Here is a 13,089-nt window from a genome sequence, read left to right on the forward strand (position 1 = left end):
TCAGTCGTAGGACAGCCCGCCCGTACGGCTGCGCTTGAGCTCGAAGAAGCCCTGGTGGTTGGCGAGCACCCGGAAGCTGTCGAAGAGCTCGGCCGCCTTCTCGCCGCGCGGGATCGCGTTCAGGACCGGGCCGAACCAGACCGTGCCGTCGACGTGCATCGTCGGGGTGCCGACGTACGCGTCCCGCTCCGGCTCCTTGCCCGCGTCGTGGCTGCGGGCCACGTCTTCGTCGTACGCCGTCGAGTGCGCGGCCTGCGCCAGCTCGGCGGGGAGCCCCGTCTCGGCGAGGGAGGCGGCGATCACCGCATCGAAGTCCTCCTCCTTGTGCTGGTGGATGCGGGTGCCGAAGGCGGTGTAGAGGTCCCGCAGAACCCCGTCGCCGTGGGCGGCGGCCGCGGCGACGGCGACCCGGACCGGGCCGATCGACTTGTCGACCAACTCGCGGTACCAGGGCGCCAGTTCGTTGCCCTCGTTGTGCAGGTACAGACTCATGGGGCGGAAGCGGAGGTCGACGTCGCGCAGCTGCTCCACCTCCAGCATCCAGCGGGAGGCGATCCAGGCGAACGGGCAGGCGGGGTCGAAGAAGAAGTCGACGGTCGTACGGTCGTGGGTGCTCATGACCGCGAGCCTAGACAGTGAGGGGCACGGGCCCTCGGGCCAATCGGAATCGGGTGTGATGGGCCATTGCCCACCCGTGCCCCCGGGTGACGCTGACCGAACGGCCGATCAGGCACGGTCGACGGGCAACGGGCCCCGTACCGACATCACTTCGCGAGATGGCGGTGGGCAGATATGCCGAGACGGCCGGGTCCCGGGCGGTGGGCGGGGCGCCGTGGCGGCGAGGCGTACGTGCGGCCCGTCAGGCGAGTGCCCTGCCCGGCTCGTCCGGGTCCGGGGTGTGGTGGCGGCCGACGGGGATCACCAGCGGGGTGCGGCTGACCGGGTCGGTGGTCACCTGGCAGCGCAGGCCGAAGACGTCCTCGACCGTTGCGGCGGTGATCACGTCGGCGGGGGCACCCTCCGCGACGATGCTGCCCTTCTTCATCGCGATGACGTGATCGGCGTACCGGCAGGCCTGGTTGAGGTCGTGCAGGACCATGACGATCGTGCGCCCCTCCCGGCGGTTGAGGTCCACGACGAGGTCGAGGACGTCGATCTGGTGGGCGAGGTCGAGGTACGTCGTCGGTTCGTCCAGCAGGAGGACCGGAGTGCCCTGGGCGACGGCCATGGCGATCCAGGCGCGCTGGCGCTGGCCGCCGGAGAGGGCGCTGCCGCGCTCCCCGATCCGCCCGGCGGTGCCTCCGGGCAGGGTGGCGGCGACCTCGTCGACGGCGGCGGCGTCCATGGCCGGGTGCGGGTCGGCTCCGGCGGGGGAGGCGGCCGTGACGTTGTCGAGGAGGGTGCCGTCGAAGAGTTGGGCGTCGTGCTCGGCCACCAGGAGCGTGGAGCGCAGGGCGGCGGGCGCGAGTTCGGTGAGGGGGGGGTGCCGTCGAGTTCGATGCGCCCCCGGTCGGGATCGCAGCGGCGGCCGAGGCAGCGGAGCAGCGTGTCCGCGTCGGCGGTGTCGGTGACGACGATGCCGACATGCTCGCCGGCCCGGACGGTCAGGTCGATCCCGTCGAGCCCGCCGTGCCCGATTCGGTGCAGGCGGAGTTCACCGGAGGCGGGAGTGGAGGCGTAGGCGGGATCGTCGGTCCCGGCAGCGGGGGCGTCAGGGCGGGCGGGCGGTCCGGCGGTATCGGCGCCCGGGCCGGATGCGCCACGCGGAGCAGCGCCGGGAACGGCTGGTTCCGCCGTGCCGCCCGCCGTACCGCCCGGAGCGGCCAGCACGTCCGCGATCCGGGCGGCGGACGCGCGGGCCTTGGCGAGTTCGGCGCCGACCCACGCCAGTACGGCGATCGGTCCGGGCAGGAAGAGGGCGAGGCCGACGGCGGAGACGAGGGCCCCAAGGCCGATGGAACCGCTGAGCACCAGCCGGCCGCCCACGAGGGCGACCAGCGCGATGAAGGCGCCGGTCAGGGTGAGCATCAGGCCGGTCTGGAGGGTGGCGGCGCGGGCGGCGCGCACGCTGGCCTCCAGGGACGCCTGGCTGGTCGCCCGGTAGCGGACGACGGCGGCGCGCTCGGCCCGGAGCCCCTTGAGCACCCGGACCCCGGCGACCGGATCGGCGGCGACCCCGGAGGCGTGGGCGGCGCGCTCCTGTTCTGCCTCGCTGCGGTGTTCCAGCGGGCGGGCGAGGAAGTGGCCCAACGCCATGAGGACCGGGGCGCCGACCAGGGCGAGGAGGCCGAGCGGGACGGAGGCCCGGAGCAGGAGGACCGCGCCCGCGACGACTCCGACGACGGCGGCGATGCCGAGGGTGAGCGCCATGTTGAGGGCTCCGACCCGCCGGGCGTCCTCGGTGGCCACGTTGACCAGGGCCCCGGGCGGCCGTCCCGCCTCGGCGCCGCCGTGCGGGGCGAGGACCCGGCGTACGACGTCGAGGCGCAGCCGGTGCGCGGCCTGCTCGGCGGCGCGCTCCCCGGCCCGGGCGCCGCGGAAGCCGTACGAGAGCATCGCGTAGACGACAGCGAGGACGACCAGCCACAGGGCCAGCGCGCCCCCGTCGGGCCGGACCACGGCCCGGTCGACGATGAGCCCGATGAGTACGGGCACGAGCGCTTCGCCGGTCTGGTGGGCGGCGCCCAGCAGCGAACCGACGACGACGTCCCGGCGCTGCCCTGCGACGGCACGGCGGATGACACCGCGCCCGGACGTGTCAGCCCCCACCCACCTGCTCCTCCTAGCGTGTACCGGACAGAGAGAAAGGGGCGATTCCCGGCTACCCACCTCCAGCCAAACTAAGGTAAGGCTAACCTGAATTCACCAAGGCCGGGACCCCCGGCCCCCTTGGATCTGCCGTCAGACTGCCGTCGTCGCCCCGAGGGCGACGGCGCGGCGTCCGGTGCTGGCGATCGCAAGGCGCCGGAATGGTCGTGCAGCGGAGCTACCAGGGCATCTCGGCAACGCCGAGAGCGCGCGTGCCGGATGTCGCGCGGCAGGCGGCAGGCGGCAGGCGGCAGGCGGCAGTGTGACGACAAGCCCCGGGGCGCCTCTCCACTCGGGCGGAGGCCCGGTCCCCCGCACATCGGGAGCAGCCCGGGCCTCCGCGCACCGGAGGCGGCTCAGGCCTCCGCGAACGGGTCGTCGGCGAACGGGGTCGCCTGGTGGAAGTAGAGGCGCCACCCCGCTTCGGTCAGCCGCCACAGGGAGCTGCGGTGGGAGCGGAGCCCCTTGGACTCGGTGTCGAAGGTGAGGTGCACCAGGTCCGAGCAGAGCTCCACGCCCTGCATCCGGGAGGCGGTGAGCGGGCCGGGGCGCGGGGCGTCCTCGGCGGTGAGCGCCTCGATGATCGTCTCGCGGTCCCAGAGCCGACCGCTGGCGCCGACCTCCCGGAACTCCGGGTGCAGCAGGGCGGCCAGGAGGTCCACGGAGGCGCGTACCACCGGGTCCAGCAGGCGGAGTTCACCTTCGATGGCCGCGCCGACGGCGGGCGACGGCTCAGACACGGGTCATCTCCACGAGTTTCGCCACGGTGTTCCAGTTGCGGGTGGTGGCGGTGAGGCCCTGCGTCAGGCGGGGGCGCGCCAGCACCTCGGCCAGCTTGGAGCGGCCGAGTCCGTCGGGGGCGTACAGGTAGAGGCAGCGGTCACCTGGCTGGAACGACTCCGGCAGATAGGCCTGCGCGTCGAGTGCGGCGAAGCGGTCACCGTCCACGGGGCGGTCGAAGTAGGTGACGTGGAGCTGCTTGCCCTCCAGCTCGGCGGCCGGGTAGGGACAGGCCTCGGCGACGGCGGCGAGGTAGGTGCCGCTGCGGACGACACAGCCGACGGGGAAGCCGAACCGCTCGTGGACGGCCTGCTCCAGCTCGGCGGCGAGGACGCCCTCGTCCTCGGTCGCGCTGCTGAAGACGGCGTTGCCGCTCTGGAGGTGGGTGGCGATGTCGGCGTGCCCCAGTTCACCGAGGACGGCGCGCAGTTCGGGCATCGGGACCCGCTTGTGGCCGCTCACGTTGATGCCGCGCAGCAGCGCCGCGTACTTCGTCGTCATGGCCCCTCACACTAGAGCGATCCTCCGCCCGACGCGCAGCCGCCGCGCCCCGTGGGGGGAGGGCGCGGCGACGGCTGTACGCGAGGGGTGCGGCCGGACGGTGGCGGTGGGGCGCCACCGTCCGGCAGGGGGGGTACTACTCGACGATCTTGAGGAGCTTGTTCGCCGTGCCCTCGGTCGCGTTGGAGATGGCGTCCGGGGTGGCTCCCTCGGTCAGCGCGGTGGCGACCGCCTCCGGGGAGGCGTCCGGGTTGCCCGCCAGATAGACAGCGGCGGCGCCGACGACGTGCGGGGTCGCCATGGACGTGCCGGAGATGGTGTTGGTACCGGTGTCGCTGTCGTTCCAGGTCGACGTGATGTCCGAGCCCGGGGCGTAGATGTCCACGATGGAGCCGTAGTTGGAGAAGGACGACTGCTCGTCGGCCTTCGTGGACGAGGCGACGGTGATCGCCTCGGGCACACGGGCGGGCGAGACCCGTCCGGCGTCGCTGGACTCGTTGCCCGCGGCCACGCCGAAGGTGACACCCGCGGCGATGGCCTTCTGGACGGCCGCGTCGAGGGCCGGGTCGGCGCCGCCGCCGAGGCTCATGTTGGCGACGGACGGACCGGACGCGTTGGCGGCGACCCAGTCGATGCCGGCGATGACCTGCTCGGTGGTGCCCGAGCCGTTGTCGTCCAGGACGCGGACGGCGACGATCTTGGCCTTCTTGGCGACGCCGTGCGAGGCCCCGGCGATGGTGCCCGCCACGTGGGTACCGTGCCCGTTGCCGTCGTCGGCGTCGTCGTCGTTGTCCACGGCGTCGAAGCCGGAGGCGGCGCGCCCCTCGAAGTCCTCGTGGGTGACGCGGACCCCGGTGTCGATGACGTACGCGGTGACGCCATCGCCCGCGGTGTCGGGGTAGTTGTACGCGTTGTCGCCCGCGGTGTCGGTCTGGTCGACGCGGTCCAGACCCCACGACGGGGGGTTCTCCTGGGTGGCGTTGATGCTGAACTTCTTATTCTGCACCACCTTGGCGACGGCCGGGTCGGCGGCGAGGCGCTTGGCCTCGGTCTCCGAAAGGCCGCTGGCGGAGAAGCCGTTGATGCTGGAGGAGTAGTTGCGCTGGAGCTTGCCGCCGTACTCCTCGGCGAGCTTGGACTTGTCCGCCTTCTCGCTCAGCATGACGATGTAGCTGCCGGCGACGGCGGTCTCGGCGTCCGCGCCGTAGACCGTGCCCATGGGGGCCGGCGAGGCTCCGGCGAACGAGGTTCCGAACAGGGTGACTCCGGCTGCGGCTGCCACGGCGGTGATCGCGGCGGTCAGCTTGGTCCGGCGAGTGACGGTGCGCTGGTGCTTGGCCATGAAGAGGGGTCTCCTCGTCAATCTCTGTGGGGGGATTGACCTCCGGCCGGAAGTTCTCCGGGGGTTGACTCGAAACCCTGACCGATTGACGAGCACAGATCAAGACCCCCTTGCAGCTGTGACTTACTCAACAAGGTTGCGTAATAAGGAATCGGCCATGCCGGGGCACGGCGGGCAGCGAGCGGCGTCGCCCCGGCAACAGGGGCGGAACGACGGGTCGGCAGGAGAGCGCGTACTCAGGGAAACACCAGGTCACGGGCGGGTGCGAGGGGAGCCTCCCTCCGCGCACGGCCTGCGCGTTCGCCCGGAACCGGCACCGCCGGGCGCAGATGGGTATGCGTGAAGACCTGTGAACGTGCGTGAAGAAGTGCGCAAGAGGGGTGAAGTCCCCTGCCGGAGGTGTGGAGTCCCCCGGGGGATGCGTGCAGATGCAACGACTACGCGCTTCGCACATACGGACGCCCCGGCAGGGGCCACCACACTTCGCGGTGGCCCCTGCCGGGGCGGACAACGTCCGGATATCAGTCCGGTCGATCCGGTCAGCGGGGCGGCAGAGGCGATCGGCTCCGTGCGACGCGGCGGACCGACGCGCCGGTTCGGAGCACCGGTTCGGCGCGGCGGACCGCTGCGCCGGTTCGGCGTGCCGCCGTGTCGAACCGTCAGCGGGGCAGTTCGGCTTCGACGAGGTCGGCCGCCCGGGGCGTGCCGCCCTCCTTCGCCATCCGCTCACGCAGCCGCGCCGCCCGCTCGGCCACCTCCGGGTCGGCGGCCAGGGCTAGCACCGCCTCGCGCAGCGTCGTCGCGTCGGCCTCCTCCATCGGGACGTGCCGGGCCACACCGAGCGCCTGGAGCATGTCGGCGTTGGCGAACTGGTCGACGGCCTGCGGTACGGCCACCATCGGCGTCCCCGTGGCGAGCCCCTCCTGGCTGCCGCCCGCCCCGGCGTGGGTGATGAACGCGTCGGCCTGCTTCAATACCGCCAACTGCGGTACCCACGCGTGCACTTCCACATTCGCCGGCACGTCACCCAGCTCGGCGGGGTCGACATGCGCGCCGACCTGGAGCACCACGTGCCAGCCGGGCAGACCGCCGAAGGCCGCCACACACTCCCGGTAGAAGGCGGGCTGTTTGGTGAACGAGGATCCGAGCGAGACCAGGAGCACCTTCTCGGCCCCGGCCGGCCGCTCCCACTCCCCCTGGTCGGCCCGGTCGCCCTGACAGGCGCCGACGAAGGTGAACATCCCGCGGTCCACCCGGTCCGCGTTGGGCTGGAGCGCCTCGGGGATCAGGACGAGGCCACGGCGCGGGCGGGCCACGAAGTCGTCGATGGAGAGATGCCCCAGGCCGTTCTCGGTGAGCCAGCCCGCGAAGCGGTCGTAGTACGCCTTCCCGCGCTCGGTCTGCTTCAGCTCGGCGGTCATCGGCTCACCGACCTCCTTCTCGTACCCCTCCCAGGGCACGAGGTTGGGCCAGAGGGAGACGGCGGGGACGCCCCAGCGGTGGGCGAGGACGCGGGCGGGATAGGAGGTGATGTCGTGCAGGACGAGATCGGGTTCGTCCCCGTCGAAGGCGGCGGCGAGCTGCGGCAGCGCCTGCACGGCGTCGTCGAGGAACGGTTCGAGGTTGTCGATCAGCTCGGTGCCCCAGGCGTCCGGATCCTCCTCGGTCGGCAGGGTCGAGGTGTAGATCACCGGCTCGGCGCCGGTGGCGGCGATGTTCGCGGCGAACGAGGCGGGGATCGCGTAACTGACGCGGTGCCCGCGACTGACGAGCTCCCGGATGACGTCGAGGCTCGGGTTCACATGTCCGTGGGCGGCGATGGAGAACATGGCGATGTGGGCACGCGGTGATTCGGGCATGCGCTTCACCATAGACGAGACGAAACGTCTCGTCTAGTCTCATCCGCGCGCCGCCTCGCCCGTCACGCGGATGGACCGGCCCGGACCGCTCCTTGGCGCGACGGATGTCACGCACGCGTCCTCTTCACCACCTTGGTGGATTCCCTCCCGTTCTGGCCGCACTGATGCCTCCGTCATCGCACTGACGGGCCGCGGGTTGGTGGAGGTCGGCTGCGCGGATGCGAAAATCGCACCCATGGACGAGATGCGTGCGCGCGAGGTGCTGTCGGCAGCCAGTTTCCCCGGTACGGCGGAGCTGCTGGCGCTGGGCGAGAACGCGGTGTTCGCGGCCGACGGCCTGGTGGTGAAGGTCGGCCGGGACGCCACCGGCCACCCGGAGCTGGCGGCCCGCGCGGAGCGGGAGGTGGCGGTCGCCGAGTGGCTCGCGGCGTCGGGCGTCCCGGCGGTCCGGACCGCCGAGCCCGGGGTGCGCCGGGTCGAGGGCCACCCGGTGACGGTGTGGCACCGACTGCCCGCCCCTGTACGCCCCGCCGAACCGCGCGACCTGGCGCCTCTGCTCTCCCGGGTGCACGCGCTGTCGGCGCCGGCGGGCTTCACCCTCCCGCGCCGCGAGCTGCTCGGCGGAGTGGAGCGCTGGCTGACCCTGGCGGGCGACACGATCGACCCGGCCGACGCCGACTACCTCCGGGCCCGCCGCGACGGCTTCGCGGCCGCGGCCGCGGCCCTGACCCCGCACCTGCCTCCGGGCCCGATCCACGGCGACGCGCTCCCCCGCAACATCCACATCGGCCCCGGGGGCCCGGTCCTGGTCGACCTGGAGACCTTCTCCACGGACCTACGGGAACACGACCTGGTCGTCCTCGCCCTCTCCCGCGACCGCTACGGCCTGCCCGCCGCGGCCTACGACGCCTTCACCACCGCGTACGGCTGGGACGTCCGGGAGTGGGAGGGCTGCACGGTCCTCCGCGGCGCCCGCGAAACCGCCAGCTGCGCCTGGGTCGCCCAGCACGCCCCGACCAACCCGAAGGCGCTCACGGAGTTCCGCCGCCGGGTGACCTCGCTCCGCGACGGGGACGCGGAGGTGCGGTGGTATCCGTTCTGACCCCGCCCGCTCCCGGGCGGGGTCACCGCCCCCGGGGTATCACCGGCCAGGCCCGCTCCACCACCGCTTCCGGGTCGGCCGTGCGGCGGAGGTAGGCCTGGAGGGAGGCGGACTGTTCGGCGGCGGCGCGGACCTGGAGGGCGTGGAGTTCGGTGGGGGGCAGGGCGCTGACCGGGCGGTGGCGCTCGCCCATCCGCCGGACCACACGGACCGCCGCCACCGCGTCGGCCGTCGCGTCGTGGGCGTCGGAGAGGGTCACGCCGTAGTGCTCGCAGAGGGCCTGGAGGGCCCGTTTGCCCTTGCGGTACCTGTCGACGTGCTTGTCGATCACCAAGGGGTCGATGACGGGCGAGGGGGTGCCGCCGATGCGTTCGTCGACGGACGCCAGGCCGTACCTCGCACATTCGCGGTCCAGGAGCGAGAGGTCGTAGCGCGCGTTCATCACCACGAGCGGCACGCCGGAGCGCAGCACGTCGGCGACCGCGTGGGCGATCTCCTCGACCGCCGAGGCGGCACGGGCGCCGTGCCTGCGGGCGTGGTCGGTGGCGATGCCGTGGATCGCGGCGGCCTGCTCGGGTATCACCACCCCCGGGTCCAGCAGCCAGGTCCGCTGCTCGGCGACCGTGCCGTCAGGCTCCAGCCGGACCAGTGCGGCGGTGACGATCCGGTCGCTCTCGACGTCGGTCCCCGTCGTCTCCAGGTCGAAGCCGACCAGCGGTCCCTGATGCCAGCTCATCCCGATACCTCCTTCGTGGCGCTCCCCCGTGGTGCTCCCCCCGAGTGATGACCACCTTCGCATGCGCCACTGACAACCACGGGGACGGGTGGCGGGTGCCCTACGACACCGGGCGCGAGTCCGTCCAGACCGATTCGAACTCCTCGCGGTAGGTCTCGAAGAGGCCGCTCTCGCTGTCCTGTCCCGCCCGCACCACCGTCCGCCGCCCGCCGCCGCGCAGCACCAGCACCGGCGCCTCCATGCCCCGGGCCCGCCGCAGATAGGGCTGGACGACGCCCACCGCGTCCGCCCCGTCGCCGTCCACCAGGTACGCGGTGAAGCGCGGGGTCTCGTCGAAGACCTGGATCTCGAAGGCGCCGGGGTCGCGGAGCTTGGAGCGGACCCGTCGCATGTGGAGGATGTTCATCTCCACCGAGCGGCTCAGCTCGCCCTTCTTGAGGCCCAGTTCCCGCTCCCGCCGCTTCACGGCGCTGCTGGCCGGGTTGATGAAGAGCAGCCGGACCCGGCACCCCGACTCCGCCAGCCGGACCAGCCGGCGGCCGGAGAAGTTCTGGACGAGCAGGTTGAGGCCTATGCCGATGGCGTCCAGTCGGCGCGCGCCGCCGAACAGGTCCTCGGCCGGCAGCTGGCGCTGGAGCCGGACCCGGTCGGGGTGGACGGAGACCACGTCGGCGTACCGGTCCCCCACCAGCTCCTCCACCGCGTCGACCGGCAGCCGGTCGGCGGACGCCACCCCCGCCCCGCTGCCCAGGATGTCCAGCAGCCGGGCCGAAGCACGCTCCGCCTGGGCGAGCACCGCCTCGTTCAGCGCGCGGTTGCGGGAGACGACGTTACGGGCCACCTCCAGCTCGTCCAGGGCCAGCTCCACATCCCGCCGGTCGTCGAAGTACGGCTCGAAGCACGGCCAGTGCTGGACCATCAGCTCGCGCAGCTGCGGGAGGGTGAGGAAGCTGAGGACGTTGTCGTCGGCCGGGTCCAGCAGGTAGCCCTTGCGCCGTGAGACCTCGCGTACGGCGACGGCGCGCTGCACCCACTCCTGCCCGGCGGGCCCCGCGGCGGCCACCACCCAGTCCTCGCCGTGCACCGGCTCGTAGATCGGCCGGAGTACCGCGGCGACCACCGCACGCAACCGCTGTTCGACCAGATTCAGCCAGATATAGGCGCGCCCGGCCCGCTGTGCGCGGGTGCGTACCTCGCTCCAGGCCTCGGCGCCCCAGTCCAGCTCGGCGCCGATCTCCATGGGCTGCGCAAGGGACACCGCCCCGGGCGGCGCATCGGTCGATTCCCCCTCGTGACCTGCGTCACCTGGGGGTAGCTCGAACCCTCCCGAGCTCACCCGTCTACCGCCTTCCACTCCCCCACCCAACGATCAAGGAAGGGTACTCCGGGAGCGGGATCCGGTGCAGCCCGATGGCCGGGCCGGTTTCCCAACTCCCCTGTTTCAGCGGCCTGTTCTTTGCGGTGAGATCGGGTGGAGTGAGCTGATTCATAGCGATTGGCGAACCCGGTGAAGGCCGCATTCCGGACGCCCGCCGACCGAGCGCGTCCGCAATCGCGTCCGGGGCGGCACCCTGGTGCCCGAAGTTGACCGGTGTGGCCGGAGACGGGCGACAGGACTGGGCCGCACCGCGCGACGTACTAGGTACGCGCCCCCCTTTCGGGGAGTATTCGGGGGTAACCGTCAGGGGGTAACAGGCCGAGGAAGGCCGACACACCCGGATCAGAAATGGAAGAGTTCTGCCTATGCAGGTCTGGCCGGGACACGCTTACCCCCTCGGCGCCACGTACGACGGCGCCGGCACCAACTTCGCGGTCTTCTCCGAGGCCGCCCACCGGATCGAGTTGTGCCTGCTGCACGACGACGGTTCGGAGACGGCGGTGGAGCTGCGCGAGACCGACGCCTTCGTGCGCCACGCCTATCTGCCCGGGGTGATGCCCGGTCAGCGGTACGGCTTCCGGGTGCACGGGCCCTACGAGCCCCAGCGCGGGCAGCGGTGCAACTCCGCGAAGCTGCTGCTCGACCCGTACGCACGTGCGATCGCCGGGCAGATCGAGTGGGGCGAGGCGGTCTACGGGTATCCGTTCGGGCGGCCGGACGCCCGCAACGACCTCGACTCGGCGCCGCACACCATGACCTCGGTGGTGGTGAACCCCTACTTCGACTGGGGCGACGACCGGCGCCCCCGTACGGACTACCACCGGACGGTGATCTACGAGGCGCACGTCAAGGGCCTCACCATGCTCCACCCGGGGCTCCCGCCCGAACTGCGCGGTACGTACGCGGGGCTCGCCCACCCGGAGGTCATCGCCCACCTCACCGAACTGGGCGTCACCGCGATCGAGCTGATGCCCATCCACCAGTTCGTCCAGGACCACCGCCTGGTCGACATGGGGCTCGCCAACTACTGGGGCTACAACACCATCGGCTTCTTCGCCCCGCACAACGCCTACGCCTCCTGGGGCGAACGCGGCGAACAGGTGCTGGAGTTCAAGCAGGCGGTCAAGGCCCTGCACCAGGCGGGTATCGAGGTCATCCTCGACGTCGTCTACAACCACACCGCCGAGGGCAACCACCTCGGCCCCACGCTCTCCTTCCGCGGCCTGGACAACGCCTCGTACTACCGGCTGACCGACGACCAGCGGTACTACATGGACACCACGGGCACCGGGAACTCCCTGCTCATGCGGTCCCCGCACGTCCTCCAAATGATCATGGACTCACTGCGCTACTGGGTGACCGAGATGCATGTGGACGGCTTCCGCTTCGACCTGGCGGCGACGCTGGCCCGCCAGTTCCACGAGGTCGACCGGCTCTCCTCCTTCTTCGACCTGGTCCAGCAGGACCCGGTGGTCAGCCAGGTGAAGCTGATCGCCGAGCCGTGGGACGTGGGCGAGGGCGGCTACCAGGTGGGGAACTTCCCGCCGCTGTGGACCGAGTGGAACGGCAAGTACCGCGACACCGTCCGCGACCTGTGGCGGGGCGAGCCGCGCACCCTGGCGGAGTTCGCCGGGCGGCTGACGGGCTCCTCCGACCTCTACCAGGACGACGGGCGCCGCCCCCTCGCCTCCATCAACTTCACCACCTGCCACGACGGCTTCACCCTGCACGACATGGTCTCGTACAACGAGAAGCGGAACGACGCCAACGGCGAGGGCAACCGGGACGGCGAGAGCCACAACCGCTCCTGGAACTGCGGGGTGGAGGGCGAGACCGACGACCCGGAGGTCCTTGAGCTGCGGGGTCGGCAGATGCGGAACTTCATCGCCACGCTGATGCTCTCGCAGGGCGTGCCGATGCTGAGCCACGGGGACGAGTTCGCCCGTACGCAGAAGGGCAACAACAACGCCTACTGCCAGGACAACGAACTGTCCTGGATCCACTGGCCGGACCCGGAGGCCCCCGAGGACGAGGTCCGTCACAACCTCCTGGAATTCACCCGGGCCATGGTCTGGCTCCGCCGCGACCACCCGGTCTTCCGGCGCCGCCGCTTCTTCCACGGGCGGCCGGTGGAGGGCACCCACGACGAGCTGTCCGACATCGCCTGGTTCACCCCCGAGGGCGAGGAGATGACCCAGCAGGACTGGCAGGCGGCGCACGCCAGGGCGCTGACCGTCTTCCTCAACGGCCACGCCATCTCCGAGCCGGGGCCGCGCGGGGAGCGGATCTCTGACGACTCGTTCCTGCTGATGTTCAACGCGAGCGCCGGGACACTGGACTTCGCCGTCCCCGTAGGCCACGGGGAGCAGTGGCAGGTGGTCGTGGACACCGCGCGCGCGGAAGGGGTGCCTCCGGGGACCGGGCCGAAGGTGGCCGAGGGCGAACAGGTGACGATGATCGGCCGCAGCCTGACCGTGCTGAAACGGCCCGCCTGAAGCCCCGCCCACCGGAGGGGCCGGGGTTCGACGGCGGCCTGGCGAGGGCTCTGCGGAGGCTCGGCCGGGGTGACCGTTGCGTCCGGGG

The 13,089-nt window shown here is 72.0% G+C and carries 8 protein-coding genes and 2 pseudogenes; 2 read left to right on the forward strand and 8 right to left on the reverse strand.

Going from position 1 to position 13,089, the window contains the following annotated elements; genetic code table 11:
- The 6 genes and pseudogenes from AC0682_RS11535 to mgt form a co-directional block, all read right to left on the reverse strand.
- Entirely contained in the window at positions 1 to 618 is a 618-nt protein-coding gene (locus tag AC0682_RS11535) for a mycothiol-dependent nitroreductase Rv2466c family protein (protein WP_478532436.1), read from the reverse strand.
- Positions 619 to 1,092: 474 nt separating this feature from the next.
- Positions 1,093 to 2,769, reverse strand: a pseudogene (locus AC0682_RS11540) (ABC transporter transmembrane domain-containing protein); the annotation flags it as partial.
- 395 nt (positions 2,770 to 3,164) lie between these two features.
- Positions 3,165 to 3,548, reverse strand: coding sequence for a nuclear transport factor 2 family protein (locus AC0682_RS11545; protein ID WP_478532438.1), 384 nt, complete (start codon positions 3,546 to 3,548; stop codon positions 3,165 to 3,167).
- Positions 3,541 to 4,089, reverse strand: a complete 549-nt coding sequence (locus tag AC0682_RS11550; RefSeq protein ID WP_478532440.1) for a DUF1697 domain-containing protein — start codon at positions 4,087 to 4,089, stop codon at positions 3,541 to 3,543. Before AC0682_RS11550 ends, AC0682_RS11545 begins: the two co-directional genes overlap by 8 nt.
- A 136-nt stretch (positions 4,090 to 4,225) precedes the next feature.
- Positions 4,226 to 5,431: a S8 family peptidase gene (locus AC0682_RS11555; protein ID WP_478532441.1), complete on the reverse strand. Its 1,206-nt coding sequence runs from the start codon at positions 5,429 to 5,431 to the stop codon at positions 4,226 to 4,228.
- Positions 5,432 to 6,090: 659 nt separating this feature from the next.
- A pseudogene (mgt, locus tag AC0682_RS11560) lies at positions 6,091 to 7,333 on the reverse strand (macrolide-inactivating glycosyltransferase).
- A gap of 192 nt (positions 7,334 to 7,525) precedes the next feature.
- On the opposite strand from mgt, the gene AC0682_RS11565 reads away from it, so the two are divergent.
- Positions 7,526 to 8,392: a phosphotransferase enzyme family protein gene (locus AC0682_RS11565; protein ID WP_478532443.1), complete on the forward strand. Its 867-nt coding sequence runs from the start codon at positions 7,526 to 7,528 to the stop codon at positions 8,390 to 8,392.
- 22 nt (positions 8,393 to 8,414) lie between these two features.
- On the opposite strand, the gene AC0682_RS11570 is transcribed toward AC0682_RS11565, so the two are convergent.
- Both AC0682_RS11570 and AC0682_RS11575 read right to left on the reverse strand, forming a co-directional pair.
- The gene (locus AC0682_RS11570) at positions 8,415 to 9,128 is read right to left on the reverse strand and encodes an exonuclease domain-containing protein (RefSeq protein ID WP_478532444.1); all 714 of its coding nucleotides are present in this window, start codon (positions 9,126 to 9,128) and stop codon (positions 8,415 to 8,417) included.
- Between the two features lie 100 nt (positions 9,129 to 9,228).
- Positions 9,229 to 10,464 (reverse strand): SAV2148 family HEPN domain-containing protein, encoded by a 1,236-nt coding sequence (locus AC0682_RS11575; RefSeq protein WP_026238151.1) that lies wholly within the window; start codon positions 10,462 to 10,464, stop codon positions 9,229 to 9,231.
- A gap of 407 nt (positions 10,465 to 10,871) precedes the next feature.
- Between AC0682_RS11575 and glgX the strand changes: the two genes are divergently transcribed.
- On the forward strand, positions 10,872 to 13,001 hold the full coding sequence (gene glgX, locus AC0682_RS11580) for a glycogen debranching protein GlgX (protein ID WP_478532446.1): 2,130 nt from the start codon (positions 10,872 to 10,874) through the stop codon (positions 12,999 to 13,001).
- The last annotated feature ends 88 nt before the right edge of the window (positions 13,002 to 13,089 follow it).

It is taken from the genome of Streptomyces sp. NPDC043746 (assembly GCF_056436485.1).

Excerpts from the sequence above, each read along its gene's own strand:
- AC0682_RS11535 (WP_478532436.1), bottom strand. The coding sequence starts at position 618 with ATGAGCACCCACGACCGTACGACCGTCGACTTCTTCTTCGACCCCGCC.
- AC0682_RS11550 (WP_478532440.1), bottom strand. The coding sequence starts at position 4,089 with ATGACGACGAAGTACGCGGCGCTGCTGCGCGGCATCAACGTGAGCGGC.
- AC0682_RS11555 (WP_478532441.1), bottom strand. The coding sequence starts at position 5,431 with ATGGCCAAGCACCAGCGCACCGTCACTCGCCGGACCAAGCTGACCGCC.
- AC0682_RS11565 (WP_478532443.1), top strand. The coding sequence starts at position 7,526 with ATGGACGAGATGCGTGCGCGCGAGGTGCTGTCGGCAGCCAGTTTCCCC.
- AC0682_RS11570 (WP_478532444.1), bottom strand. The coding sequence starts at position 9,128 with ATGAGCTGGCATCAGGGACCGCTGGTCGGCTTCGACCTGGAGACGACG.
- glgX (WP_478532446.1), top strand. The coding sequence starts at position 10,872 with ATGCAGGTCTGGCCGGGACACGCTTACCCCCTCGGCGCCACGTACGAC.